The 24,561-nt window shown below is 62.2% G+C and carries 25 protein-coding genes and 1 pseudogene; 4 read left to right on the top strand and 22 right to left on the bottom strand.

Translation table 11 applies throughout. The features are described 5' to 3' along the window. Positions 1 to 45: 45 nt before the first annotated feature. The 3 genes from pdxH to PG896_RS06030 all read right to left on the bottom strand — a co-directional run bounded on the left by pdxH (position 46) and on the right by PG896_RS06030 (position 3,129). Positions 46 to 684, bottom strand: coding sequence for a pyridoxamine 5'-phosphate oxidase (gene pdxH / locus PG896_RS06040; protein ID WP_039039893.1), 639 nt, complete (start codon positions 682 to 684; stop codon positions 46 to 48). Positions 685 to 841: 157 nt separating this feature from the next. Further along, positions 842 to 1,165, bottom strand: a complete 324-nt coding sequence (locus tag PG896_RS06035; RefSeq protein WP_043154507.1) for a hypothetical protein — start codon at positions 1,163 to 1,165, stop codon at positions 842 to 844. Next, complete coding sequence (locus tag PG896_RS06030; RefSeq protein WP_270835516.1) at positions 1,162 to 3,129, bottom strand: reprolysin-like metallopeptidase; 1,968 nt, start codon at positions 3,127 to 3,129, stop codon at positions 1,162 to 1,164. The genes PG896_RS06035 and PG896_RS06030 overlap by 4 nt, the downstream gene beginning before the upstream one ends. Positions 3,130 to 3,340: 211 nt before the next feature. Between PG896_RS06030 and PG896_RS06025 the strand changes: the two genes are divergently transcribed. After that, positions 3,341 to 4,552 (top strand): RsmB/NOP family class I SAM-dependent RNA methyltransferase, encoded by a 1,212-nt coding sequence (locus PG896_RS06025; protein ID WP_010673956.1) that lies wholly within the window; start codon positions 3,341 to 3,343, stop codon positions 4,550 to 4,552. A gap of 67 nt (positions 4,553 to 4,619) precedes the next feature. On the opposite strand, the gene PG896_RS06020 is transcribed toward PG896_RS06025, so the two are convergent. Next, positions 4,620 to 4,964 carry a Grx4 family monothiol glutaredoxin gene (locus tag PG896_RS06020; RefSeq protein ID WP_010673955.1) on the bottom strand — a complete coding sequence of 115 codons (345 nt, stop codon included), beginning with the start codon at positions 4,962 to 4,964 and terminating at the stop codon, positions 4,620 to 4,622. Between the two features lie 287 nt (positions 4,965 to 5,251). Between PG896_RS06020 and sodB the strand changes: the two genes are divergently transcribed. Beyond that, positions 5,252 to 5,836: a superoxide dismutase [Fe] gene (gene sodB, locus PG896_RS06015; protein ID WP_010673954.1), complete on the top strand. Its 585-nt coding sequence runs from the start codon at positions 5,252 to 5,254 to the stop codon at positions 5,834 to 5,836. A 110-nt stretch (positions 5,837 to 5,946) separates the two neighbouring features. Here sodB and PG896_RS06010 read toward each other — a convergent pair whose 3' ends face one another. The 18 genes and pseudogenes from PG896_RS06010 to PG896_RS05925 form a co-directional block, all read right to left on the bottom strand. Beyond that, positions 5,947 to 6,759: an MlaA family lipoprotein gene (locus PG896_RS06010; protein ID WP_270835515.1), complete on the bottom strand. Its 813-nt coding sequence runs from the start codon at positions 6,757 to 6,759 to the stop codon at positions 5,947 to 5,949. Between the two features lie 78 nt (positions 6,760 to 6,837). Beyond that, positions 6,838 to 8,100: a c-type cytochrome biogenesis protein CcmI gene (gene ccmI / locus PG896_RS06005; protein ID WP_182721777.1), complete on the bottom strand. Its 1,263-nt coding sequence runs from the start codon at positions 8,098 to 8,100 to the stop codon at positions 6,838 to 6,840. Further along, complete coding sequence (locus PG896_RS06000) at positions 8,097 to 8,579, bottom strand: cytochrome c-type biogenesis protein (RefSeq protein WP_201968714.1); 483 nt, start codon at positions 8,577 to 8,579, stop codon at positions 8,097 to 8,099. The genes ccmI and PG896_RS06000 overlap by 4 nt, the downstream gene beginning before the upstream one ends. Positions 8,580 to 8,589: 10 nt before the next feature. Further along, positions 8,590 to 9,120 carry a DsbE family thiol:disulfide interchange protein gene (locus PG896_RS05995; RefSeq protein WP_041215578.1) on the bottom strand — a complete coding sequence of 177 codons (531 nt, stop codon included), beginning with the start codon at positions 9,118 to 9,120 and terminating at the stop codon, positions 8,590 to 8,592. Next, a complete protein-coding gene (locus tag PG896_RS05990) occupies positions 9,117 to 11,072 on the bottom strand; it encodes a heme lyase CcmF/NrfE family subunit (RefSeq protein WP_041212639.1) in 1,956 nt (651 codons plus the stop codon). The genes PG896_RS05995 and PG896_RS05990 overlap by 4 nt, the downstream gene beginning before the upstream one ends. A 79-nt stretch (positions 11,073 to 11,151) precedes the next feature. Beyond that, on the bottom strand, positions 11,152 to 11,643 hold the full coding sequence (ccmE, locus tag PG896_RS05985; protein WP_052815847.1) for a cytochrome c maturation protein CcmE: 492 nt from the start codon (positions 11,641 to 11,643) through the stop codon (positions 11,152 to 11,154). Further along, complete coding sequence (gene ccmD / locus PG896_RS05980) at positions 11,640 to 11,846, bottom strand: heme exporter protein CcmD (RefSeq protein WP_039039901.1); 207 nt, start codon at positions 11,844 to 11,846, stop codon at positions 11,640 to 11,642. Before ccmD ends, ccmE begins: the two co-directional genes overlap by 4 nt. Positions 11,847 to 11,848: 2 nt before the next feature. Then, positions 11,849 to 12,589, bottom strand: coding sequence for a heme ABC transporter permease (locus PG896_RS05975; RefSeq protein ID WP_010673946.1), 741 nt, complete (start codon positions 12,587 to 12,589; stop codon positions 11,849 to 11,851). Positions 12,590 to 12,754: 165 nt separating this feature from the next. Then, complete coding sequence (gene ccmB / locus PG896_RS05970) at positions 12,755 to 13,423, bottom strand: heme exporter protein CcmB (protein WP_042076860.1); 669 nt, start codon at positions 13,421 to 13,423, stop codon at positions 12,755 to 12,757. A 3-nt stretch (positions 13,424 to 13,426) separates the two neighbouring features. Then, on the bottom strand, positions 13,427 to 14,062 hold the full coding sequence (gene ccmA / locus PG896_RS05965; protein ID WP_209793475.1) for a cytochrome c biogenesis heme-transporting ATPase CcmA: 636 nt from the start codon (positions 14,060 to 14,062) through the stop codon (positions 13,427 to 13,429). Between the two features lie 219 nt (positions 14,063 to 14,281). Then, entirely contained in the window at positions 14,282 to 14,668 is a 387-nt protein-coding gene (locus PG896_RS05960; RefSeq protein WP_010673943.1) for a DUF2802 domain-containing protein, read from the bottom strand. Between the two features lie 71 nt (positions 14,669 to 14,739). Continuing rightward, positions 14,740 to 15,228, bottom strand: coding sequence for a chemotaxis protein CheW (locus PG896_RS05955; RefSeq protein WP_010673942.1), 489 nt, complete (start codon positions 15,226 to 15,228; stop codon positions 14,740 to 14,742). A gap of 47 nt (positions 15,229 to 15,275) precedes the next feature. After that, positions 15,276 to 16,223: an IS30-like element ISAeca1 family transposase gene (locus tag PG896_RS05950; protein ID WP_012564931.1), complete on the bottom strand. Its 948-nt coding sequence runs from the start codon at positions 16,221 to 16,223 to the stop codon at positions 15,276 to 15,278. A 148-nt stretch (positions 16,224 to 16,371) separates the two neighbouring features. After that, on the bottom strand, positions 16,372 to 17,148 hold the full coding sequence (gene befA / locus PG896_RS05945; RefSeq protein WP_244812437.1) for a beta cell expansion factor BefA: 777 nt from the start codon (positions 17,146 to 17,148) through the stop codon (positions 16,372 to 16,374). Positions 17,149 to 17,251: 103 nt separating this feature from the next. Continuing rightward, on the bottom strand, positions 17,252 to 17,677 hold the full coding sequence (gene arsC / locus PG896_RS05940; protein ID WP_010673912.1) for a glutaredoxin-dependent arsenate reductase: 426 nt from the start codon (positions 17,675 to 17,677) through the stop codon (positions 17,252 to 17,254). A gap of 51 nt (positions 17,678 to 17,728) precedes the next feature. Then, positions 17,729 to 18,793: an ACR3 family arsenite efflux transporter gene (gene arsB, locus PG896_RS05935; RefSeq protein ID WP_244812436.1), complete on the bottom strand. Its 1,065-nt coding sequence runs from the start codon at positions 18,791 to 18,793 to the stop codon at positions 17,729 to 17,731. 88 nt (positions 18,794 to 18,881) lie between these two features. Next, positions 18,882 to 19,250 (bottom strand): ArsR/SmtB family transcription factor, encoded by a 369-nt coding sequence (locus tag PG896_RS05930; RefSeq protein WP_039039917.1) that lies wholly within the window; start codon positions 19,248 to 19,250, stop codon positions 18,882 to 18,884. A 379-nt stretch (positions 19,251 to 19,629) separates the two neighbouring features. After that, positions 19,630 to 20,721: pseudogene (locus PG896_RS05925) on the bottom strand (HD domain-containing phosphohydrolase). Positions 20,722 to 20,988: 267 nt separating this feature from the next. Between PG896_RS05925 and rimO the strand changes: the two are divergent. Together rimO and PG896_RS05915 are read left to right on the top strand one after the other, a co-directional pair. Continuing rightward, positions 20,989 to 22,317: a 30S ribosomal protein S12 methylthiotransferase RimO gene (gene rimO / locus PG896_RS05920; RefSeq protein ID WP_010673908.1), complete on the top strand. Its 1,329-nt coding sequence runs from the start codon at positions 20,989 to 20,991 to the stop codon at positions 22,315 to 22,317. Between the two features lie 545 nt (positions 22,318 to 22,862). Next, on the top strand, positions 22,863 to 24,545 hold the full coding sequence (locus PG896_RS05915; RefSeq protein ID WP_010673906.1) for an ABC transporter substrate-binding protein: 1,683 nt from the start codon (positions 22,863 to 22,865) through the stop codon (positions 24,543 to 24,545). Positions 24,546 to 24,561: the final 16 nt, after the last annotated feature.

Raw genomic sequence — 24,561 nt, 5'->3', positions numbered from 1 at the left:
TGTTCTTCACTATCTCGGTGAAGTTCTTGAGCCGGGCGATGTTCATCAGGGCGCCAGGCGCTCGATGTGCCAGCCGTCCCCCTCGCGGGTGTAATAGAAGCGATCGTGCAGACGATGCTCCCCGCCCTGCCAGAACTCGACGGTGTCGATGCGCACCCGGAAACCACCCCAGAAGCTCGGCAGCGGCACCTCGCCATTGGCAAACTTCTGCTTGAGTTCGAGGAACTTGGCCTCCAGCACGCCACGGGCCGAGATGCGGGTCGACTGTTTGGAGACCCAGGCGGCGATCTGGCTATCCTTGGGACGGCTGTGGAAATACTTCATCACCTCGAAGGTGCTCATCTTCTCCACCCGACCGGTCACGTGTACCTGTCTGTCCAGGGTGTGCCAGGGGAAGAGCAGGCTGATACGGGGGTTGCCCTCCAGCTGATGCGCCTTGCGGCTGCCCATGTTGGTGTAGAACACCATGCCTTCGGCATCGTAGTGCTTGAGCAGCACGGTGCGCTGCCAGGGCTGACCATCAGCATCCACGGTGCCCACCACCATGGCGGTGGGATCGGTCAGTTTGGCCTCGCACGCCTGGGCCAGCCACTTCTCGAACAGGGTGAGGGGCTCGGCCGGCAGATCGGCCCGGTGCAGTCCACCCCTGGTGTATTCGCGACGCAGATCAGCCACATCCATCATCTTGATTTTCCTTCTCTCTTTCTCTGCCGCCCGTGCGGCGATGGGTGCAGGCATTGTGCGACGAGCGCGCCATGGGTACAAGCCTCGGGGCGGCCAAATGGCGGAGCAAAAAGAGAGGGAGGCTCATGCCTCCCTCTTTATGCCGATGACCGTCAGCCTACTGCTTGCCGTCAATCGGCGGGCAATGGGCCAGCATGCGCCGGTTGTAGTCCGCCGCATAGGCGCTCAGCCTAGCATGGGCCTCCTTCTGATCCGGCTTGATGACATCCCCGAATCCGTCGAGATAGCGCACGCCGCAGCGGGCCTTGGCCGCCGCCTGCTGATCCGCCGCGATCCCGGGCGCCACCTCGCCGCGCCCGGCCCGCACGATCAGCCGGTAATCCTGCCTGGCGAGGCTGGCGCTGACCGCCTGCTCCAGGGTGTCTGCATCGGCCTGACAACCGCCGAGCAGGGTGAGCAGCAGCACCCCGGCCAGTCTCATGCCCGCCTCCGCTGCCAGCCCAGCAACGCTAGGGCCAGGGTCCAGAAGCCGAGGGCACCGCCGCCACCGCTTCCCCCCTCTTCACCGCGCTGGGTGACCGAGATCTTGAGGGGACTGATGGCGAAGAAGATGTTGTCGCTGCACGCCACCTTCAAACGGGCAGTGCCATCCTGGCCCGCCGGGATGGTGACGCTCGCCGAGCCCGAGTTGGGTTTGCCGCTGGCAAGGGAAGTCCAGTTTGCCCCCTCGTCCCGGGTCATGAAGAGATCCACCTTGCTGCAGTTGATGGGGGCGGCATTGGTGCCGGCCACTTCCCAACTGATGGTCTGCGTCTTGCCCGCCCCCAGGGGGGTCACCACCGGGCTGGTCAGGGCAAAGGCCTTGCCGGTGTTGACCACCTGGATCTTCATGTCATCGCTGGCGACACCGCCCTTGCCGTCCCGCGCCGTGAGGCGGAAGTTCAGGTCCCGGTTGGTGGCAGGCCAGGCCTCCCCTATTGCCAGGGTGTTGGTGAGCAGGGAGGTGAGACTCGGCAGGGTGCGCTCCGGCACGCTGGTCGGCGCCACGAAACGGAACAGCGGACGGCTGCCGTCGTCCACCATGGTGGCCGGGCTGCTCGACTCCGTCCCCAGATCGATCTGCTCCCAGGTGTAATTCAGCGGATCGCTGTCAAGATCGGCCCCCGCCCCCTTGAGCACGAAGGGGGTGTTGGCAGGAATGACGTAGTCATTGCCTGCCGCCACCTGGGGCGCATTGTTGACCAGCGCCAACGGGGTGCCGCAATTTGGCTCCGTGGCCATGTGGGCCCGCATCTGCTCGATGGACTTGCTGTGGAAATAGGGCTCGCTGTGGGGCTGCAGATCTTCGTCTCCGCAGATCCCCGCATAGGCCATGATGGAGCTGCCGCTGCCCGGCTCCCAGGCCTGGCTTGCCTCCCGGTTGCCGCCACCACAGCTGCCTGTGGTGCCGTTGAAGGTGTGGTCTGCCCCGAACTGGTGACCAATCTCGTGGGCTACGTAGTCGATGAAGAAGGCATCCCCCACCGGCTCGGAGGAGCCCGTCATCCCCGCCGATTTGTCAGGGGTGCAGAGTACGCCCAGTCCCGCCAGGCCGCCGCCACCGGTGTTGACCACATGGCCGATGTCGAAGGCCCCCAGCCCCTTGGTCAGGGCATCGGCCTGCACCTGCATGTTGGCATCGACATCGCCGTCATCATTGTTGAAGGGATCGTTCGCCACGTCGGTGAAGATGATGGTGTCGTTGCCGCTGGCCAGTTGGAATTCGGCCGCAACGTCACGCTGGTAGACCTCGTTGACCCGGTTGAGCAGGGTGGTGATGGCGCCAAGACCCGCCTCCACGGTACCGCCGTGATACTGGGTATACTCCCCCGCCGCCGAGATGGCGATGACATAGCGCTTGCGCTCGTTGCCATCCACCAGCACCTGGCGGGCCAGCTTTTTGGCCTCGCCCCCGATCACCTTGTCCGCCTCTTCTTCCAGCCGGCTGTGGGCATCCTGCTGGTAATAGACGGCATAGCCTTCCCCATTGCGAAGGGGATCGACGAACACCATCTTCCCTTCATGGCTGAACATGGCGTGGAATCCCTGGGGACCGAGATCGAAGCGCCCGGTCTCGCCCGGCGCCGCTTCGTTGTACCCCTTGAAGGCAAGGATATCGGGATATTTGGCGGCCAGATCCGCCGGCAGCAGATCATAGGGTTGCAGGCTGAAGGTCACCTCCTTGCCATCCGGCAGGGGCAGGGTCAGGCGGCGCTCGCCCCCCTTCAGGGCAGCCAGGTAATCGGTGGAGACGGTGACGATGCGATACTGGCTGGCCCTCACCTCGTACCCATCGGCGGCGGTGGCCCGCGCCGTGACCGTATGCCACTCGCCGGCCATCAGGTTGCCGGACGTCATCAGACCCGCCACCAGCACCGCCAGCGGAGAATATTTCATCAACTGCATCTTTTTAATTCCTTTTTAAACGGATTCACCTGAACTGCCACGGCATCATTTGCCCGCTGGTCCGATTAGTCCAGCAACATCCTCTGTACATTCCCCGAATGGGGAAGGTTGCACCAATGCAGACTAGCCCCTATCATGGCGCGGATTTGTCCGTTCCAGAACCCCTCTTCGACGGGGCCGGTTCACTCTTTCTTTGGCCAAGGTTAATCTCATGCTCAAGTCCCCACTGTTGCCCCGTTTCGGGGATCTGGTCGTTGCCATCGTTGACGATGTGCTGGGTCAGGGTCTTACCCTCGACCGCGCCTATGCACGTCACTTCTCCGGCATTGAACTCAAACCGCAAGAACAGGCAAGGATTGCCCTGGTCACCGGCGATCTGCTGCGCCGCCTCAGCCTCTACTGCTTCCTCACCGGCATCCAGGTCCGTCAGGCGGAGAAGAATGTCTGGCCGCTGCTGCACAGCTGGCACGCCTTCCACAAGATAGATCAGCCCAACCACCCGACCCTGGATCGCTTCAACGAGGAGGCGTTCCGCCGCCGCCTGACCGAGGCCAAGAAGAACCCGGTGCTGATGGACGGCTGCCCTGCCTGGCTGGAAAAACTCGGCAGCGAGCAACTGGGCGACGCCTGGCCGGCCGAGCGTGCCGCCCTGGCCTGGATGCCCAAGCGTTACCTGCGGGTCAACACCCTCAAGTGCACCCGGGACGAGCTGCAAGCCATGCTGGCCAAAGAGCATGTCACCACAGTGCCCGTCGACGGAGTGGAGACCGCCCTGCAAGTGACCTCGGACGCCGCCCTGTTCCGTACCCAGGCCTTTGCCGACGGCTGCTTCGAGCAGCAGGATGCCGGCTCCCAGCTGGTGGCCGCGGCCCTCGACGTCAAGCCCGGCATGCGGGTCATCGACGCCTGTGCCGGTGCCGGCGGCAAGACCCTGCACCTGGCCGCCATGATGCAGGGCAAGGGCCGTCTGCTGGCCATGGACGTGGAAGAGTGGAAACTGGAGAACCTCAAGCAGCGCGCCCGCCGCGCCGGTGCCCACAACGTGGAGACCCGGGTCATCACCAGCAGCAAGACCGTCAAGCGCCTGAAAGAAAGCGCCGATCGCGTGCTGCTGGACGTCCCCTGCTCCGGCCTTGGCGTGCTCAAGCGCAACCCGGATGCCAAGTGGCGCGACACCGCCGAGCGCCTGCCGGTGCTGGTCGCCCTGCAAGAGGAGATCCTGCAGCGCTACAGCCAGATGGTGAAGGTGGGCGGCCTGCTGGTCTACGCCACCTGCTCCATCCTGCCCGAGGAGAACCGCCAGCAGGTGGACAAGTTCCTCGCCGCCAACGAACACTTCCGCCTGATCGGCGATCACAACGTCAGCCCGGCCGAGACCGGCTTCGACGGCTTCTACATGGCGCGCCTCGAGCGCATCGCTTGATGTCTGTCGTGGGCACAAAGAAAAGGGGAGCCAGTGGCTCCCCTTTTTGCATGGTATGAATGCGGCCTTATTCGGCGGCAGCGTCATCCTGCTTGTGCTTGGCGGCAGTTTCCTTGATCAGGGTCTGCAGCTCGCCGGCCTGGAACATCTCGATCATGATGTCGCAACCACCGACCAGCTCGCCCTCGACCCACAGTTGCGGGAAGGTGGGCCAGTTGGCGAATTTCGGCAGCTCGGCGCGGATGTCCGGGTTCTGCAGGATGTCGACATAGGCGAAAGGCTCGCCGCAGGACATCAAGGCCTGGGAGGCCTGGGCAGAGAAACCGCAGCTGGGCAGCTTGGGGGATCCCTTCATGTAGAGGATGATGGGATTCTCAGCCAACTGTTGTTTGATCTTTTCAATAGTTTCCATAAATGCCTCACTGGAGCGATTTCGGCGGCCATTCTACTGCAATCCGGGCAGACCACAAACTGGCAAACCGTTGCGAATGAAAGAAGTCATGCATCAATACGCCGCAGCTTGATCCGGATCATGGCAAGAATCAAGGGTTGTTCGCCCATCTTTGATACTGCTACAATCGACGGGCTTTGGGCCGTCTGGCCCCCTCATTTCAAGAACAATTCTTTTCAAGATTGAAAAGAGTACGCAATGTCTTGCAACCGTCGCCTTCGCACGGACCAGCCAATGGAGAGTAGAAAATGGCTTTCGAACTTCCCGCTCTGCCCTATGCAATCAATGCTCTGGAACCGCACATCTCCCAGGAAACCCTGGAATACCACCATGGCAAGCACCACAACACCTACGTGGTCAACCTGAACAACCTGGTGCCGGGTACCGAGTTTGAAGGCAAGTCTCTGGAAGAGATCATCAAGACCTCCACTGGTGGCGTCTTCAACAACGCTGCCCAGATCTGGAACCACACCTTCTACTGGCACTGCCTCTCCCCGAACGGCGGTGGCGAGCCCACTGGCGCCCTGGCCGATGCCATCACCAAGGCCTTCGGCTCCTTCGCCGAGTTCAAGGATGCGTTCACCAAGTCTGCCATCGGCAACTTCGGCTCCAGCTGGACCTGGCTGGTGAAAAAGGCTGACGGCTCCCTGGCCATCGTCAACACCTCCAACGCCGGTTGCCCGCTGACCGAAGCCGGTACCACCCCGCTGCTGACCGTCGACCTGTGGGAACACGCCTACTACATCGATTTCCGCAACCTGCGTCCGAAGTACATGGAAACCTTCTGGGCCCTGGTCAACTGGGAATTCGTGGCCAAGAACCTGGCTGCCTGATAAGCCTTTCTTGCCAAAACGCCCCGCACTTGCGGGGCGTTTTTTTATGGTCGAATACCTGCCATCGACAACAAAGGCGCCCGCAGGCGCCTTGTGGAAGATGACCGTGCTTACTGGTCTATCTCGTCCATGTAATCGTCGAGGTTGCCATCATCCGCCGCCTCTGGCTTCTGCTCCTGAAGATCGGGTTTGCGGCCCGTCACCTTGCCATCGTTGTACTGCAAGTAGAAGTCCTTGGTCAGGGCGTAAGGATCCAGCGCGTTGTCGATGATGCGCTCCTGATCGATCAGCTTGGAGCGGGTACCGAGGCCATCCAGCGCCCAGTGCACCACCTTCAGCGGGAAGGTCAGCAGGGCATAGGGGAAGTAGATGGTATCGATGGTATCCCCCACCAGTTGCCGGGTGGTAGTGGGACCGTAGACCGGCACCATCAGATAGGCGCCATCCCCGATGTCGGCCTTGCCGAGCACGGTATCCATCTCCAGCGTGTTGCGAGCCAGGCCCGCATGCTTGGCCACGTCGAACAGACCGAGCAGGCCCACAGTGGTGTTGAGGGTGAAGCGGCCCAGGTTGGTACCGGCCCCTTTCAGATCACCCACCAGCAGGTGGTTTACCATGCTGCTCGGCTCGTCGAAGTTGTCCACGAAATTCTCGATGCTGTCCCTCACCCCTTGCGGGACATAGCGGGCATAGCCGTGTACCACGGGGCGCGCCACATAGGGCTCCAGCACGTCATAGTTGACGGCCCACATGGCACGGTTGGGCCCCTGGAAGGGGTCGCGAGGATCGCTGGCCGTGCTGGATGCCCCGGGGCGGCTCGGGGTCTCGCCGAGATCCAGGCTCTCCGGGCCCGGCTTGGGAGGGCCGCCCGCACAGCCCGCGAGCAGCAATGCCACCGCCAATGCTCCTAAACGCAGATACATATGAAAGTCCTAAGATTTTTTTGGGTATTGATATGAATTATACAGGGGGCCCACCCCAAGGGGTGGGCCAAAAGCGTATTAGAGGGCGTGATCGATGCGGATGTCAATCGGCGCTGTGGGGATGGTGCTGGTCGGCACGGTGACCGAAACCCCTTCAAAGGCGCCTTCCTTGTTCATGACGTTGCCGCCCCGGGAGAGGCGCGCCTTGAACTGCAGCTCGGCATGGGCCGCCAGCCTGCTCCCCTCCATCATGGCATCCCCGTCCCCCAGGGAGAGGGTGAGCGGGAGATGCGGGCCTGCAATGCGCTTGACCGCGATGGGCATGGGCGGACCGTTGGGGATCACCGCAAAGACGAACAGATGGGCATCTTCCGGCATCTTGATGCCCGGCGCCAGGGTGATGTGCAGGGGGAACTCCCCCTCTTTCACCGCCAGCACCTCGGCTTGTGCCTGGCCTTCGGCAGACGGGGTGGTCACGGCGATGCCACGCTGGCCAAGCTGCTGCCTGGCGTACTCCATGGAGCGCTCCACCATGGTGTAGCGGGCCGAGCCCGGCTCCAGCAGCGGCAACATCCCCTGCCAGCGGTCGAGGGCGGTCTGGAAATCCTCTTTTTGCAGGGCCATGAAGGCGTAGACGGAGCGAGCCTCGATGTTGGCCGGGTCCTCGGCAATGACCGCCTGCAACAGCTGATCCGCACGGGCTTCCTCCCCCGTCATCATCAGGGCCTGGGCATAGGGCACCGCCACCATGGCCTTCTGGGGCGCGAGGGCGTAGGCACGCTCCAGCGCCTCGCGGGCCATCTCGGGATCATTGCCATCCAGGGTCAGGCGCCCCAGCAGCAGCCAGCCGCGATAGTCGTTCGGTTCTTCTTTCAGCCGGGTTCGCAGGGCCAGGGTGAAGTCCAGCAGATCCTGCTCGGTCACCCGGGCGTCGCGCTCCACCAGGATGCGGTTGCTGAGCTCCCCCAACCGGCTGCTGGCATCCTGCCAGCGGCTCACCTCCTGCCAGGCGCCGAGCTTGGCGTAGAGGCCGATGCTCACCACCGCCAGCACCAGCACACCGGGGATCCAGATCAGGCTCTTGCCGCCACGGGCGGTCTGCTCCACGTCGGGAATGTCGTCCAGGAGGCTGCGCTGCAGCTCCACCAGGGATTCCGGCTCCTCCGCCAGTATCCCCTGCTCCCGCTCTTCCCCTATCTCCAGCAGGCGCTGGCGATAGAGCTGCTTGTTGAGGGCCGAGCGACTGATGCTCTGCCTGCCCTCACCGCGCCACAGCGGCACGATCAGCGCCAGGCTCGCCAGCACCAGCAGGGCCGCACCCAGTATCCAGAATGGGGTCATGGTTTCTCTTCCTCTTTGAGCAGGGCGGACAGCCTGGCCTGCTCTTCTGCACTCAGGGTACCTTCAGGCTGTTGCAAGGGAGCAGGGGCATGGCGGCGGCTTCGCACCACCACGGTGACGACGCCAATCACGATGACCAGCAAGGGGCCAAGCCAGAGGATCAGGGTCGAGGCCATCAGGGGGGGATCATAGAGAATGAAGTTGCCGTAGCGGGCCACCATGTAGTCCACCACTTCCTGCTTCTCCTTGCCCTCGCGCACCATCTGGTAGGTCTTGTCCCGCAGATCCTTGGCGAGCCCGGCGTTGGAGTCCGCGATGTCCTGGTTCTGGCACTTGGGGCAGCGCAGCTCCTTAGTCAGCTCGCGAAAGGTCTGCTCCTGGGCGTCGTTGTCGAAGGTGTAGACATCGATGGCGGCGCGGGCCTGTCCGGCGCAGACGAGACCGGCCAGCAGCAACAGGGATGCAATCAGTGTTTTCATCGGGGAGGCCTCACTTCATGGCATCGAAGATGGGTTTGAGGGTACTGGCCCAGACGTCTGGGTTGATGTCCCCCACGTGGCGATAGCGGATGATGCCCTGGCTGTCGATGAAGAAGGTCTCGGGCGCGCCATAGACACCGAGATCCAGCCCCAGCATGCCGTCCGGATCGTAGAGGTTGACCTGGTAGGGATTGCCAAGCTCCGCCAGCCACTTGATGGCCTTGTCACGCTCGTCCTTGTAGTTCATGCCGACGATGTAGATCCCCTGCCCCGCCAGCTCCTTGAGGTAGGTGTGTTCCCCGTAACAGGTCGGGCACCAGGTGGCCCAGACGTTGAGCAGCATGGGGCGCCCCTTGAGGATGCTCCTGTCGTGCTGCTTGCCCAGGTCATAGATGTCCTGCAGGGTGAACACGGGCACCTCCTTGTCCACCATCACGGATTCGAGCTTGGTGGGATCGGAGTAGAGCCCCTTGAACAGAAACACGGCCCCCATCAGAAAGATGATGAAGGGCAGCAGATAGAGCCAGGTCTTCTTGCTCATGCCTTGGCCTCCTCGTCACGACGTCCGAAGCGGTAGCGCTTGTCCAGCATGGCCAGCACGCCGCCGAGGGCCATGAAGACGCCGCCGAACCAGATCCAGCGCACGAAGGGCTTGTAGTAGATCCGTACCGCCCAGGCGCCGTTGTCGAGCTGCTCGCCGAGCGCCGCATAGAGATCCCGGGTAACACCCGCATCGATGGCCGCCTCGGTCATCGGCATGCGGCTCACGGTGTACATCCGCTTCTCGGGTTTGAGCAGGGCTACCTGCTTGCCATCCCGGTGCACTTCCAGCACGCCCTTGAAACCGTCGTAGTTGGGGCCGTTCTTCTCCTTGATGCCGGTGAAGACGAACTCGTAATCGGCGAACTGGACGCGATCGCCGGCCTGCATCCGCAGGTCCTTCTCGATGCTGTAGTTCTGGGTGCAGGCGATGCCGATGATGCTGACCGCGAGCCCCACGTGCCCCAGGATCATGGCCCAGTGGCTGTTGCCAAGCTTGCGCACGCCGGTGGCAAAACCGTGTTTGTGGGTGGCCCGCGCCCAGGTCTCCTGCACGCTGGTGACGATGATCCAGACGCCAAGCCCGATACCGAGCGCAGCCCAGGGTTTGAACGCCTCGGCAAAGAGTTTGGGCAACAGCAGAGCCGCGGCCAGGCTCAGCACCAGGGCGAGCATCACCTTGCCCTTGAGCTCACCGAGATCCTGGCGGCGCCAGCGGAACAGGGGGCCCACCCCCAGCAGCAGGGCGAAGGGGATGATGAGCCAGCTGTAGATGTGGTTGAAGAAGGGGGTGCCGATGGAGATGCTGCCAAGCCCCAGCTCCTTGTGCACCAGGGGCAACAGGGTGCCGAGCAGCACGGTGAGCAGGCCCGCCACCAGCAGGATGTTGTTGCCAAGGAGCAGGGTCTCGCGGCTCCACAGCTCATGCTTGCCGTGGCTCTTCACCTGGGAGCCCTTGAAGGCGAACAGCAGCAGGGAGCTGCCTATCACCGCCAGCAGGAAGCCCAGGATGAACAGACCCCGGGTCGGGTCCGAGGCAAACGCATGGACCGACACCAGCACGCCGGAACGCACCAGGAAGGTGCCGAGCAGGCTCAGGGAGAAGGCCGAGAGCGCCAGCAGCACGGTCCAGGCCTTGAAGGTGGCGCGCTTCTCGCTCACCGCGAGGGAGTGGAGCAGGGCCGTGCCCGCCAGCCAGGGCATGAAGGAGGCGTTTTCCACCGGGTCCCAGAACCACCAGCCGCCCCAGCCGAGTTCATAATAGGCCCACCAGGAACCGAGCACGATGCCCAGCGTCAGGAAGACCCAGGCCGCCATGGTCCAGGGACGGGACCAGCGCGCCCAGGTGGCGTCCAGACGCCCCGTCATCAGGGAAGCGATGGCGAAGGCGAAGGCCACCGAGAAGCCCACGTAGCCCATGTAGAGCATGGGGGGGTGGAAGATGAGACCGGGATCCTGCAGCAGCGGATTGAGATCCCGCCCGTCCACCGGGAAATATGGCAGGGTGCGGGTGAAAGGATCCGAGGTGAACAGCACGAAGGCGGTGAAGCCCACCGAGATAAGGCCGAGCACCCCGAGTACCCGCGCCACTGCATCGAGCGGCAGGCGGCGGCTGAAGAGGGCTACCGCCGCCGTCCAGCCTCCCAGGGTCAGCACCCAGAGCAGCAGCGAGCCTTCATGGGCTCCCCACACCGCCGAGATGCGGTATTGCAGGGGCAGCAGGCTGTTGGAGTTGGTGGCCACGTACTGCACGGTGAAGTCGTTGTCGATAAAGGCCCAGGTGAGGCACAGAAACGACAGCAGCAGCAGCAGGAACTGGCTGTAGGCGAGCGGGCGGGCCGCCGACATCATGCCAAGACGACCGAGATGGGCCCCGATCAGCGGGTAACTGCCCAGCAGCAGGGCGGTGGCGAAGGCCAGGATCAGTGAGAACTGCCCTAATTCCGGGATCATTGACTATTCCCTCTCGATTGCACGGATAAACCTGCCGATTTGGCGGTATAAAGAAGTGAATTCTTGGCGCATACCGGCATCATTGCTTGGCTCCCTGCAACTGCGCCTCTGTGTATTCGGGCTTGAAGTGCATGCCGTTGGTGGCGTCGGCCACTTCCGGCGGCATGTAGTTCTCGTCGTGCTTGGCCAGCACCTCGAAGGCGGCGACCGTGGTGGCATCCTTGAGGGTGCCCTGGGCGACGATCCCCTGCCCCTCGCGGAACAGGTCCGGCAGGATGCCGTCAAACTCCACCGTCACCAGATGGCCGCCGTTGTCCACCAGCTTGAAGGCTACCTTGAGGCTCTGGGGATCCCGCACCACAGATCCCGGCACCACCAGGCCACCGATGCGCAGGCGCTGCCCCTCCTCGGGCTTGATCTTCTCCGGCCCCTTCCCTTCCACCAGCTCGCTCGGGGTGTAGAAGAGGTCGATGTTCTGGCTCAGGGCATAGAGCACCAGGCCAGTCACGCTGACAAGGCCCAGGCTGATGGCCAGGATGATGGTGAGGCGTTTCTTGCGGCGCGGGTTCATAGGGTGTTCTCCATCTGCTGGGCCGCCTTGCGGCGTGCCTCCCGAGCCTGCTTGTTGCGCAGTTCGCCGAGCAGGCTGCGGGTCTTCAATCGGGTGGAAATGACGATGCCGACCAGGCAGAGCAGGGTCAGACCGAAGGAGAGCCAGACGTAGAAGGCATAGCCTCCCATGGCCATGAAATCACTGAACGAGGCAAAGTGCATGCTTACTTCTCCTGCCTGGCGATGTCGGCGACCCAGGGGCGGTGCCACTCCCGCATCAGCAGCTCATTGCGAAAACGCATCAGGGTCAGGGCACCGAGAAACGCGGCGAACGCCAGGATCATGATGAGCAGCGGCCACAGCATCTCGGGGGAGATGGAGGGTTTGTCAAACTTGGTGATGGTGGCCCCCTGGTGCAGGGTGTTCCACCACTCCACCGAGTAGTGGATGATGGGCAGGTTGATCACCCCGACCAGCGCCAGGATGCCGGCGGCGCGGCCCGCCACCACCTTGTCGCTGAAGGCGTTGTAGAGGGCGATGACACCCAGATAGAGGAACAGCAGGATGAGCTCGGAGGTGAGCCGGGCATCCCACACCCACCAGGTGCCCCACATGGGCTTGCCCCAGGCGGCGCCGGTAAAGAGGGCGATGAAGGTGAAGACGGCGCCCACCGGAGCGATGGCCGCCACCGTCATGTCCGCCATGCGCAGCTGCCACACCAGGCCGATGAAGGCCGCCACCGCCATGGTGGAGTAGGCCCCCATGGAGAGGATGGCGGAGGGCACGTGGATATAGATGATCCGAAAAGAGTCCCCCTGCTGGTAGTCAGCGGGGGCAAAAGCCAGCCCCCAGACAGTGCCTATGATGAAGGCGAGCAGGCTTGTCACGGCAAACCAGGGCAACAGGGTGCCGGCCAGCCCATAGGCACGCTCGGGTTTGGCATAAGGGTGCAACCATTTCCACATAGCTCACAGAACCTTTCAGTTATTAATTCTTAAGTGGCGAGGCCTACCATACCCACGGGGGGGAAACATCATATCCCCCGAAAGCAGTAAGCCGCCATCCCCTTGATCTATCTCAACAATATCGCCAAAAAAACGGCCTCAAAAAAGGACGTCCCACCAAATTAATCAGTTGACGCTGACCCGCAGCGCCGCCGAGATGGCCAGGGGGGTCAAGGTGACGGCCCCCACCAGCATGGCCCCCAGGATGGCGAGCTGTCCGGCATAGGGCAACCCCATGCTCGCCGCGTCGATGGCGGAGGTGGCGAAGATCAGCACCGGAATATAGAGCGGCAGCAGCAGCAGGCTGAGCAGCACGCCCCCCTTGCGCAGCCCCGCCGTCAGCGCCACCCCGACCGCCCCGAGCAGGCTCAGCACAGGGGTGCCGAGGGCCAGGGTGGCCACCACGGCCAGATAGGTCTTCATGTCCAGGGAGAGCAGGATGGCCAGCAGCGGGGAGATGAGCAGCAGCGGCAGGCCGGTCAGCAACCAGTGAGCGATCACTTTGGCCAGGGCCAGCAGCCCGAGCGGATGGGGCATCAGCATCATCTGCTCCAGGGCGCCGTCGCTGAAGTCATCGCGAAACAGCCGCTCCAGGGAGAGCATGGCCGCCAGCAGGGCCGCCACCCAGATGATGCCGGGGGCGATGCGGGCCAGCAGCTGGGGCTCGGGCCCGATGCCGAGCGGGAACAGGGTAATGACGATGAGGAAGAACCAGAGCGGATTGAAGATGTCGGCCCGCTGGCGCAGGGCCATCAGCAGTTCGCGGTGAATAAGGTGGAAGACGGCACGCAGCATGGGCTACTCCTGCAACAGCGAGGACAGGGAGAGGGTCTTGAGACGCCCCTGCATCAGGGTCAGATCCTGGTGGGTGGTGAGCACCACCATGCCCCCCCGGTCCGCATGGGTCAGAAACAACTGCTCCAGCACCCGGACCCCCTGCTTGTCGATGGCGGTGAAGGGCTCGTCCAGGATCCAGAGCGCCGGCCGGTCGCTCAGCCAGAGCCTGGCCAGGGCCACGCGCCGCTGCTGCCCCGCCGAGAGCTGGCCCGCGGGATAGTCCTCGAAACCGGCGAGGCCGACCTGGGCCAGCACCCGCCACAGATCCACCTCGCCCCCGGCTGGGCCATGAAGCTTCTGGTAGAAGGAGAGGTTCTCGAGGGGGGTCAGGGTCGCCTTGACGCCGGGCTGATGGCCCAGGTAGAGCAGGCTGGCATGGTACTCGTCCCGGCAGCGGCGGATGTCCTCCCCGTTCCAGCACACCTCCCCCGCGAAGGGCTGGGAGAGACCGGTCAGCAGGCGCAGCAGGCTGGTCTTGCCCACCCCGTTGGGCCCTTCAATCTGCATCAGATCCCCCGAGCGCACCGCGAAGGAGAGATGTTCAAACAGGGTGCGATCTTCACGTACGCAGCTCAGATTGTTCGCTTGAAGCAGCATGGGGATCTAATCGTTGAAAATGAGGCGGCCTGCATATTAACACAGGATCCGGAGGCGTCTTTTCAAAGATGCCGATAATCAACAAGATTTGTGGGGAAGATCGCGCCCCCACCAAAGAGATTGATGCCAAAGGATTATCCACCGTCCCGGCATCAAGAAAGAGGTGGCCACGGGCCGAACAGAAAGCGGGGAGGCACCGGCCTCCCCGCGACACATACGTCAGCTGCGCCCCTTTCGCAGGGAAATAAGCAGCTCCGCTTCCGCCTGGGGCAACTCGCACTCGCTCATCACCTCGTCCAGATCGGCACCAAGCTCCACCATCTTGGCGGCGCGGCTGTAGAGGCGGCGCTCCGGATCCTGCAACGTCAGCTCCTGCTGGCTGTCGTGGATCTTCTGCATGGCCCCTTCTGCGGCTTGCAGACGCTGACCCATGCCGATGGCACCCGTGTGCAACTCCATCATCTGCTTGCGCAGACTCTCGAGCTGCCCCTGCAGCGCTTCCACCCTGGCCTCGGACTCTCGCTGGCGACGACGGTGCCCCAGGATCCCGTAAAGGGCCAGCACCAGTGCGAGCAAGGACAACCCCAAGGCTGCAAATTCAATCATCAAACCATCACCTTACCGTCACAGGGAGGCAGACAGGTGCCATCGCCCCCGTCCGCACGTTCCCGTCCCTGTTACAGGGAACCAATGTCTTCCCACTCTTCGTCGGAGAGCAGCTTGTTGAGATCCACCAGGATCAGCAGTTGGCCGTCACGGTTGCTGACGCCCTGGATGAACTTGGCGCTCTCCTCGGTGCCCACCGCCGGGGCGGCATCGATCTCGGAGGAACGCAGATAGACCACCTCGGCCACGCTGTCCACCATGATGCCGATTACCTGCTTCTCCGCCTCGATGATGACGATACGGGAGTTCTCGCTCACGTCCCCGGCCGGCAGGCCGAAACGGGAGCGGGTATCGATGACGGTCACCACGTTGCCACGCAGGTTGATGATACCCAGCACGTAGTCAGGTGCACCCGGGACCGGAGCGATCTCGGTGTAGCGCAACACTTCCTGAACCTGCATCACGTTGATGCCATAGGTCTCGTTTTCCAACTGGAAGGTCACCCACTGCAGCACTTCGTCTTCGGCCAGATTCTGTGCAATATTGCGCTTCTCTGTCATCTTCTTGATCGCGAATTCAACTTCGAAGTGCAATTCCCGATTAAAAATCAGGCTGCTTTCAGAAGTTCGTCAAAAACCACCTGTGGCTGTTTAAATCCCAAGCATTTGCGCGGCCTGAAGTTCAGCCGCTTTTCGACGGCTGACAGTGCCTCTGCTGTCACCACACTCAAATCACTGCCTTTGGGCACATATTGCCGCAGCAGACCATTGCTATTCTCATTCTGTCCCCGTTCCCATGCACTGTATGGATGCGCAAAGTACACCTGCGCTTCCAGCTCTGCTGCAACACGTTCATGTTCGACAAACTCGCTACCATTGTCAGCTGTGATGGTATGGACATGTGCCTGGTAGGGTTTCAGCATGCTGATAATGGTGTCCGCCACCGCGCTGGCTGTTTTGCTGGGAACGTATTGAACCAGGTAGAGCCGGCTCTTACGCTCCAACAGACTCACTATTGCACCGCTGCCTTGCTTACCCAACACGGTATCGACTTCCCAATCTCCCACACGGCTCCGCTCATTGACTATCGCAGGGCGTTCATCAATCGATACCGGATTGGGAATGACACTGCGTTTGCTGTTCTTACCCTTGCGATAGCGTTTGTGACCCTGACGCAGATGCCGGTATAGCGTGCCACCGTTGGCCTTGTCGCGTGCCACATAGCGGTATATCCACTCGTGGCTAACCGGGCAGTTAATCATGTCTCCAACGCCACTGATTTGCTCGGGACTCCAGTCCGCGACCAGCGCCATGCAAACAAAGTCGATGGTATCAGACGGGACAGTACGCTTCTGACTCGTCAGCCGTCGTGCCGTGGCAAGTTGGTGAGCCTGCTGCGGCTGATAGGCCTGCCCAGCACAATTACGACGAAGCTCACGACTGATAGTCGATGGATGAACCCCGAGCTGTTTGGCAATGCGGGCCTGTGACAGGCCATGGTCACGGAGGCAGGCAATCTGGTATCGTAGCCCCTCGGTCAACTGCTGGTATTTCATGGTGTATCGCTTTGTTTCTTTGGCGAGAAGAAGCGTACCCTAACTGGTAGTTGACCGCCTCTCTCCTATGCACCATGGGCATTGCACTTATTATCTGAATTCACGCATCTCTAGCCATCCATGAAAGACCGGGTCAGATTGGCAGGGGTTACTTGTTCAGGTCATCATCCAGCCAGTACTTGGAGCCCGAGATGTTGGCGTCAAGCAACAGTCCCTTCTCGCCAATCTGATAGATGGCCATGCCCCCATTGTATTTGGCGGTGAGCTCGGCGCTCTCCTTGCCCGCCACGGCGCCCACCTCGGAGGTGGCTTCCCACCCCTTGCTGACGAAGGCATCGAACCTCGCCCTGTCTTCGAACAGGATCACCTGCTGGTAGAACTTGCCGCCGATCCCGGCCGCAAGACCGGCACCGAACATCTTCATGTAGGTGTGCTTGCCACTGGTGCGATTGACGGCGACCCCGGCCCCCTGATTGGTGTGGATCATCAGGGAGAACTTGCGCGAGTCGAACACCGCATAGCCATAAGCCTTGTCAAACAGCAACTTGGCCGAGGGCTGCTCGTTGAACAGCCGCACCAGGGCGGTATCGGCCATGGTATCGAGGGCGGTTCTCGCCTCCTCCGGGGTCTTGGGCTCGAGCATGGTGTCGAGCTTCTTGTCGGCGGCGGTCAGCCACTCCTTGCCGGTGGCCGCGCTCTCTGCCGTCCAGGCCCCCGCCTTGTTGTAGGCCTCGGCCCCCCAGCTGGACACCGACTCCCAGGTCTCCTTGGAAAAATCGGTGATCCCCTTCCACGCCTCCTTGCTGGTATCGCTCACCGCGGTACCGAGTTCGGAGGCGGCCTCCTTCAGCTTTGCCCAGTCGGCCAGACCGGGGGTTGAGGCCAGCGCCAGTGCCGTGGCTATCACCAGGAATCGAATCTTCATTGTTTCCACCCTCTGTGATGAGTCGAAGGTCACAGTAGCAGATCTGGCGCCTGCCCGTTAAGGGCATCCCCCCGGCGCGGGTCAGACGCTGACGCGCAGGGGCTCAACGAAGCCGTTTGCCCTGACCGTCCACCACCTGCTCGCCATCCTCCTTGGCAAAGGCCCCTTGCTGCGGGTCGGGCAGGATATCGAGCACCACCTCCGACGGGCGGCACAGCCGGGTGCCGAGGGGGGTGACCACGATGGGCCGGTTGATGAGGATGGGATGGGCCAGCATGGCGTCGATAAGCTCATCGTCGCTGAAACGCTCTTCCGCCAGCCCCAGCGCCTCGTAGGGGGGCACGTTCTTGCGCAGCAGATCGCGCACCGGCATGCCCATGGCGGCGATCAGGGCCACCAGCTCGTCGCGGGAGGGGGGCGTCTCCAGATAGTGGATGATGGTGGGCTCCACGCCGCTGTTGCGAATAAGCTCCAGGGTGTTGCGGGAGGTGCCGCACTCCGGGTTGTGATAGAGGGTGATTGCACTCATTTGCCTGTCTCTCATGACTCAAGTGAATAGAAATGGGTTAGCGGCCATCCGTTAGCGATTTGGCCCCGCCTCGTACCAGGGTTTGCTGGCGTTGACCACGCGCACCACCAGCAGCATGACCGGTACCTCGATGAGCACCCCGACCACGGTGGCGAGCGCCGCGCCGGAATGAAAGCCGAACAGGCTGATGGCGGCGGCCACCGCCAGCTCGAAGAAGTTGGAGGCCCCGATCAGGGCGGAAGGGCAGGCCACCGAGTGCTTCTCCCCCACCTTGCGGTTGAGCCAGTAGGCGAGCCCGGAGTTGAACAGCACCTGGATCAGGATGGGCACCGCCAGGAGGGCGATGACCAGCGGCTGCTCCATGATGGCGTTGCCCTGGAAGGCGAACAGCAGCACCAGGGTGAGCAGCAGGGCCGCCACCGACCAGGGCTGGATGCACGTCATGACGCCGTCAAAATGGGCCTGCCCCTTTCTCAGCAAGGCCTTGCGCAGCAACTGGGCGAGGATGACGGGGATGACGATGTAGAGCACCACCGAGGTAAGCAGGGTATCCCAGGGCACGACTATGCTGGAGACCCCGAGCAGCAGCGCCACCAGCGGGGCAAAGGCAAACACCATGATGAGGTCGTTCACCGCCACCTGCGACAGGGTGAAGTAGGGATCGCCGTTGGTGAGGCGACTCCAGACAAACACCATGGCGGTGCAGGGGGCCGCCGCCAGCAAGATGAGGCCCGCCACGTAGCTGTCGAGCTGATCCGCCGGCAGCCAGTCGGCAAACAGCACGCGGATGAAGAGCCAGCCGAGGAAAGCCATGGAGAATGGCTTGACCAGCCAGTTGATGAAGAGGGTGACCCCGATTCCCTTGAGGTGCCCCTTCACCTGGTGCAGGGCGCCAAAGTCGATCTTGAGCAGCATGGGGATGATCATCACCCAGATAAGCAGCCCCACCGGCAGGTTGACCCTGGCCACCTCCATGGCGCCGATGGCCTTGAAGAGACTCGGCAACCCCTGCCCCAGACCAATGCCCACCAGGATGCAGAGGGCGACCCAGGCGGTCAGATAACGTTCAAAAAAGCCGATGGCAGGGGCTGCCTTGGCCTCACAGCTTGCAGACATGATGACTCCCGGTGCGATCCACGCTCGCACCCCAGGTTGAATAGATGAATGACACGGCACATGGGCATCGACAGCCCGGCATGGCCTGTTACGACTCGCCGCAGCAGGGCGACGACCCCTCGGCGCGGGAAGCGCTGCCGGGCCCGGCGGGCAGCAGGCCGCACGCCTCGGGATGACCGGCGCAGCACTCCTCGGTGAGGTAGGCGATCACCCCCAGCATCAGGGGGATGTTGGCGCGATAGCGCAGAAAACGCCCCTCCTGCTCCACTGACAGCAACCCGGCGTTGAGCATCCCCTTGAGGTGAAACGAGAGGGTATTGGGGGCGATGTCGAGCTCGCCGGCCAGCTCCCCCGCGACCCGCCCCTCCAGCCCGGCCTTGACCAGCAGCCGCCACACCTCGAGCCGGATCCCGGATGCCAGCGATTCAAAGACCTTGGTGGCCGTCTCTTTGTTCATGGGTCTCCCCCCTTGGATGCTTCATTTCAACTATACAAGAATTATTGAAATGATCAAAGCGTCACCACCGAGCCGACATCGCGACGGGACGGGTCGCCAGAGGCGCCGCCCCGGCCATGTCGTGCCCACTAGCGGCCTCATGTCAGTCATACGGCTAATATCTGGCCTCTCTTTATAAGGCACTCTTATGACCTTACCCCGGATAATCCTCCCGTTGGCCGCCCCGCCCACCGCGGCGCCCTGCCCCGCCCAAAGCCGCAGAGCCCCCCGGCGCCGGATGCGCCTCAAGACGATGAAACGAGAAATGGCCCCAGGCCCCGCCATCAGATGACGGGGTCTGGGGAATCCGGGGGAAGCCGGGGAGGAGAGAGAGGCGCAATCAGGTGATCACGGGATCCCGATATTGCCGATGGATGGCACAAAACGCCTCCCGGCTTTGCAGCGCCGCCGCGACGCAGACAGGGTCGAACTGGCTGCCGGCATGGGTCTTGAGGTATTCGAAGGCCGTTTCGAGGGGCCAGGCCTGCTTGTAGGGGCGCTCGCTGGTGAGGGCGTCAAACACATCCGCCACCGCGACGATGCGGGCTTCCAGGGGGATCGCCTCCCCCGCTAGGCCTTCCGGGTAGCCCTGACCGTCGAAACGCTAGTGGTGGTAGGCGATGATGTTCTTCAGCATGTCGGTGTGATGGATGCCGTCGAGGCCGAACTCGCGGATCATCAGGGCGATCATCTCCCGCCCCTTGAAGGGGTGGGTCTTCATCACCCCGTACTCCTCGGCCGTGAGCTTGCCCGGCTTGAGCAGGATGGCGTCGGGCACCGCAATCTTGCCGATATCGTGCAGCTCGGAGAAGAGGTGAATGAACTCCACCTCCTCGTCACTAAAGGGGTAATGGGCCGCCACCTCCCGGGCGATGAGCCGCGAATAGGCCGACATCCGGTGCAGGTGATTGGCGGTCTCCTCGTCCCGGTAGCGGCTGAACTCCCGCACCGTGGTCAGGGCCCCGTTCAGGGTCTGGATGGAGAAGAACTCCACCGCGATGATGGCCGCCAGGATCTGGGCATAGGCCGCCAGCTCACCGCAAATGGCGCCATCGAAGTAACCGGGCTCTTTGGCATCGCAAAACAGAAAGCCGAACAAGCGACTGTTGAGCAGCAGCGGCTCGGTATAGCTCGACGCGTACCCGGCAGCCAGCACTTTGCGGCTGTGCTCGGAGGGGGAGCCCAGCAGGGAATCCAGGGTGTCGAGCACCCTGGGCTGCTGGTGCTCGGCCAGGTAGCGCAGGGAAGGCACCTCGCTCAGCCTGACCTCGTACTGCAACAGCGGCGAGCCCCCGTCCGTGCTGTGGGCAAAGGTCTTGAGCTGGTCCGTCTGCGGGTCGTAGATGGCGATCGCCACCCGGCTCAACTTGTCAAACCGCTGCCTGAGGGTGGCGTGCACATTCTGCACTTTCTCACCAAATGAACTCTCCATCCCGCACATCCTTCTGATAGGCCTGTTGGGAGTATAGTGACACCCGTTTTGCCCCTCCTGCCAAATGGTGACGGCGCACAGGGATCGTGATCCCGCCCGCACCGGCGACGGCCCCCTCCCTGCCCGTGGTCATGTCACGCCCGCCCCACCCCGCTTCCCCGGGCAAAGAGATTGTTCGCTTCCGACGTGTCGGCTGTATAGTTTTTGGTTAGCCATTCCGGTAAAATCCGCGCCCTTGAATAAGAGCCACCTAAGAGTGATTGAGCGATGTCCAACACAAAACAGGCCCCCAAAGTAGGATTCGTCTCCTTGGGTTGCCCCAAAAACCTGGTCGATTCCGAACGCATCCTGACCCAGCTGCGTACCGAAGGGTACGACGTGGTGCCCAGCTATGACGATGCGGAGCTGGTGGTGGTCAACACCTGCGGCTTCATCGACAGCGCGGTGCAGGAGTCCCTGGAAGCCATCGGTGAAGCCCTGGCCGAGAACGGCAAGGTGATCGTCACCGGCTGCCTCGGCGCCAAAGAGAACCAGATCCGCGAGATCCACCCCAAGGTGCTCGAGATCACCGGTCCCCACGCCTATGAAGAGGTGCTGGGCCACGTCCACAAATACGTGGAAAAACCCACCCACAACCCCTTCACCAGCCTGGTGCCGGCCCAGGGCGTCAAGCTGACCCCGCGCCACTACGCCTATCTCAAGATTTCCGAAGGCTGCAACCACCGCTGCACCTTCTGCATCATTCCCTCCATGCGCGGGGATCTGGTGAGCCGCCCCATCGGCGAAGTACTAGCCGAGGCCAAGCGCCTGAAAGAGGCCGGCGTGAAGGAGATCCTGGTGATCTCCCAGGACACCTCCGCCTACGGCGTGGACGTCAAGCACCGCACCGGTTTCTACGACGGCATGCCGGTCAAGACCAGCATGGTGGCCCTGTGCGAAGAGCTGGCCAAGCTCGGCATGTGGGTGCGCCTGCACTACGTCTACCCGTACCCGCACGTGGATGACGTCATCCCCCTGATGCGCGACGGCAAAATCCTCCCCTACCTCGACATCCCGCTGCAGCACGCCAGCCCGCGCATCCTCAAATTGATGAAGCGCCCCGGCTCCGTCGAGCGCACCCTGGAGCGCATCCAGAAGTGGCGCGAGATCTGCCCCGAGATCACCCTGCGCTCCACCTTCATCGTCGGCTTCCCCGGCGAGACCGAAGAAGAGTTCCAGATGCTGCTGGACTTCATCGACAAGGCGGAGCTGGACAGGGTTGGCTGCTTCAAATACAGCCCGGTCGAGGGGGCCAAGGCCAACGAGCTGCCGGATCCGGTGCCAGCCGAGGTGCAGGAAGAACGCTTCCAGCGCTTCATGGAGCTGCAACAGCAGGTCTCCATCCGCAAGCTGGCCCGTAAAGTGGGCAAAGAGATGCTGGTGCTGATCGACGAGGTGGACGAAGAGGGCGCCACCGGCCGCTCCGCCGCCGATGCCCCCGAGATCGACGGCCTGGTCTACCTGAACGGTGAAACCGGCCTCAAGCCCGGCGACATGGTCAAGGTCCGCATCGACGAAGCGGACGAGTACGACCTCTGGGCCAGCCTGGTGGAATAATCACGCCACTCCCCCTCAAAGCCAGTCGGTCTCACCGACTGGCTTTTTTAATGTCCGCCGCCCGTCAGGCTCTTGCATGCCCCCATGTCATCCCCTGTCCCACCCCTCATCACCGGTCTCCCTCCCCTCCCTCTTTTCGCACGCGCCCGTGAACCAGCGCACACTTCTCTCCTGCCACATGAGCCGCTTGTTTCCTGCACAAAAATAAGCCGTGTCAACGGGGAAAAAACGAGCACGATCCAGCTCACATTATCGTTGCCACAGGGAGTGGCAAGGAGACTTTTTACTTTGTGAGAATTAACGCAACTTTATAATTTAAAAGGATTTAAAATGCATTTTGACGATAATGACGTACGCCGTGCAATTTTTACGATATCGACGAAATGAAGGGTTGTTGTTTTCCTGTTAATTCTGCTTTTCTAAGGGCGTTGGACGACACAACTACAAGGGTGCAAAACCTGACCAACAGCGAGGGCCGGTATCCAAGCATGCGATGTCGGTGCTCCATTCCAAAACCATGGAAGACCAATAAGAAAGGAAAAAATATGCTTGCCAAAGTATCCAAAATCGCAACCTCAGTCATGCTGGGAACTCTGCTCGCCGGTGCCACCGGCACAGCCATGGCCGCCGACAACAAGACGGTGCTGACCCTGGTTGCCCAGCAGGAAACCGCATGGGTCAAGAACTTCAACCCCTTCCTGCAAGCGGGTCTGCTCCACACCACCCGTCACTTCATCTATGAGCCGCTGGTGATCTTCAACGATATGCAGGGTGGCAAACCCGTCTATCGTCTGGCCACCCACTACGCCTTCAGCGATGATCTGAAATCCGTCACCTTCGACCTGCGCGAAGGGGTCAAGTGGTCCGATGGTGAAGCCTTCACCGCCGACGACATCCTCTTCTCCTTCAACCTGGTCAAGGCCAACAAGGCGCTGGACGAGCGCTCCATCTGGACTCAGATCAAGGGTGTCGAGAAGCTGGGTGACCACAAGGTCAAATTCGACCTGGCCGAGATCAACACCAACGTGGTGAACGACCTGGTGCTGGTGCCCATCGTGCCGGAGCATCAGTGGAAGTCGGTGAAAGACCCGGTGGCCTTCACCAACGACAAGCCGGTCGGGACCGGTCCCTTCACCGAAGTGGACAACTTCTCCGCCCAGCTCTACACCCAGTGCCGCAACCCGCACTACTGGGACAACGCCAGCCTCTCCATCGACTGCCTGCGCATGCCGCAGATGGCCACCAACGACCAGGTTCTGGCCGCCGTGATGAAGGGTGACGTGGACTGGTTCGGCTCCTTCGTGCCGGACATCGAGCGTCTCTACGTCGGCAACGATCCGAAGAACAACAAGTACTGGTTCCCCGCCTCCGGCACAGTGGCGTTCAACGTCAACTTCCAGAGCAAGAACCCGGGCAACCACGAAGCCTTCAACGACATCAACTTCCGCCGCGCCTTCTCCATGGCCATGGACCGCCAGTCCATGGTGGACATCGCGGGCTACGGCTACCCCACCGTCAACGAGTACCCGTCAGGGCTTGGCAAGGCATTCGCTTCCTGGGACAACCCGGACGTCGAGAAGAAGTACGGCAAGTACAACAAGTTCGACCTGGAAGGGGCCAAGGCCCTGCTGAAACAGGCGGGCTACAAGGACTGTGACGGCGACAAGTTCCTCGACACCCCGAGCTGCAAGAAGATCGAGTTCAAGGTGCTGGTACCGAACGGCTGGACCGACTGGGTCAACACCGTCCAGATCGGGGTCGAAGGCCTGCAGGCCCTGGGCCTGAACGCCAAGACCGCCACCCCGGAAGCCACCGTCTGGACCGAGTCCCTGATCACCGGTGACTTCGACGTCGCCCTGCAGGGTTACTTTGCCGGTGCCAACCCGCACAAGTACTTCGAGACCGCCTTCCACTCCCGCAACATGGGTGAGCGCGGCAACCGCTTCGCGGCGCCCCGCTACAAGGATCCCGAGCTCGACAAGCTGATCGACGACTTCACCCAGACCGCCGATGCGGCCAAGCAGAAGGAGATCATGTTCGCCATCCAGGAGCGTGTCGGGGCCAACCAGACCATCATCCCGGTGTTCAACAACCCGACCTGGTACGAATACAGCACCAAGCGCTTCAACGGCTGGTTCAGTGCCGACAACCCGGTCGCCAAGCCGCAGGTTCACCCGGACACCCCGGAGCGTCTGCTGCACGTGCTGTCACTCAAGCCAAACAGCTAATCACCCCGGCCCCCTG

The sequence above is a fragment of the Aeromonas sp. QDB30 genome (assembly GCF_027707645.1).
In the GTDB taxonomy this organism is placed as follows: domain Bacteria; phylum Pseudomonadota; class Gammaproteobacteria; order Enterobacterales; family Aeromonadaceae; genus Aeromonas; species Aeromonas caviae.
The sequence above is the reverse complement of the archived record's forward strand: the minus strand, read 5'-3'. Positions and strand labels throughout refer to the sequence as shown.

Bases quoted from the DNA above. Each gene is read 5' to 3' on its own strand.
- PG896_RS06030 (WP_270835516.1), bottom strand. From the start codon at position 3,129: ATGCAGTTGATGAAATATTCTCCGCTGGCGGTGCTGGTGGCGGGTCTG.
- PG896_RS06020 (WP_010673955.1), bottom strand. From the start codon at position 4,964: ATGGAAACTATTGAAAAGATCAAACAACAGTTGGCTGAGAATCCCATC.
- PG896_RS05990 (WP_041212639.1), bottom strand. From the start codon at position 11,072: ATGATCCCGGAATTAGGGCAGTTCTCACTGATCCTGGCCTTCGCCACC.
- PG896_RS05955 (WP_010673942.1), bottom strand. From the start codon at position 15,228: ATGACAGAGAAGCGCAATATTGCACAGAATCTGGCCGAAGACGAAGTG.
- PG896_RS06000 (WP_201968714.1), bottom strand. From the start codon at position 8,579: ATGAAAACACTGATTGCATCCCTGTTGCTGCTGGCCGGTCTCGTCTGC.
- befA (WP_244812437.1), bottom strand. From the start codon at position 17,148: ATGAAGATTCGATTCCTGGTGATAGCCACGGCACTGGCGCTGGCCTCA.
- ccmE (WP_052815847.1), bottom strand. From the start codon at position 11,643: ATGAACCCGCGCCGCAAGAAACGCCTCACCATCATCCTGGCCATCAGC.
- ccmB (WP_042076860.1), bottom strand. From the start codon at position 13,423: ATGCTGCGTGCCGTCTTCCACCTTATTCACCGCGAACTGCTGATGGCC.
- PG896_RS05950 (WP_012564931.1), bottom strand. From the start codon at position 16,223: ATGAAATACCAGCAGTTGACCGAGGGGCTACGATACCAGATTGCCTGC.
- ccmD (WP_039039901.1), bottom strand. From the start codon at position 11,846: ATGCACTTTGCCTCGTTCAGTGATTTCATGGCCATGGGAGGCTATGCC.
- PG896_RS06025 (WP_010673956.1), top strand. From the start codon at position 3,341: ATGCTCAAGTCCCCACTGTTGCCCCGTTTCGGGGATCTGGTCGTTGCC.
- ccmA (WP_209793475.1), bottom strand. From the start codon at position 14,062: ATGCTGCTTCAAGCGAACAATCTGAGCTGCGTACGTGAAGATCGCACC.
- PG896_RS05995 (WP_041215578.1), bottom strand. From the start codon at position 9,120: ATGAGCAAGAAGACCTGGCTCTATCTGCTGCCCTTCATCATCTTTCTG.
- arsB (WP_244812436.1), bottom strand. From the start codon at position 18,793: ATGTCTGCAAGCTGTGAGGCCAAGGCAGCCCCTGCCATCGGCTTTTTT.
- PG896_RS05930 (WP_039039917.1), bottom strand. From the start codon at position 19,250: ATGAACAAAGAGACGGCCACCAAGGTCTTTGAATCGCTGGCATCCGGG.
- rimO (WP_010673908.1), top strand. From the start codon at position 20,989: ATGTCCAACACAAAACAGGCCCCCAAAGTAGGATTCGTCTCCTTGGGT.
- PG896_RS05960 (WP_010673943.1), bottom strand. From the start codon at position 14,668: ATGATTGAATTTGCAGCCTTGGGGTTGTCCTTGCTCGCACTGGTGCTG.
- pdxH (WP_039039893.1), bottom strand. From the start codon at position 684: ATGATGGATGTGGCTGATCTGCGTCGCGAATACACCAGGGGTGGACTG.
- PG896_RS05975 (WP_010673946.1), bottom strand. From the start codon at position 12,589: ATGTGGAAATGGTTGCACCCTTATGCCAAACCCGAGCGTGCCTATGGG.
- PG896_RS06035 (WP_043154507.1), bottom strand. From the start codon at position 1,165: ATGAGACTGGCCGGGGTGCTGCTGCTCACCCTGCTCGGCGGTTGTCAG.
- PG896_RS05915 (WP_010673906.1), top strand. From the start codon at position 22,863: ATGCTTGCCAAAGTATCCAAAATCGCAACCTCAGTCATGCTGGGAACT.
- PG896_RS06010 (WP_270835515.1), bottom strand. From the start codon at position 6,759: ATGTATCTGCGTTTAGGAGCATTGGCGGTGGCATTGCTGCTCGCGGGC.
- sodB (WP_010673954.1), top strand. From the start codon at position 5,252: ATGGCTTTCGAACTTCCCGCTCTGCCCTATGCAATCAATGCTCTGGAA.
- arsC (WP_010673912.1), bottom strand. From the start codon at position 17,677: ATGAGTGCAATCACCCTCTATCACAACCCGGAGTGCGGCACCTCCCGC.
- ccmI (WP_182721777.1), bottom strand. From the start codon at position 8,100: ATGACCCCATTCTGGATACTGGGTGCGGCCCTGCTGGTGCTGGCGAGC.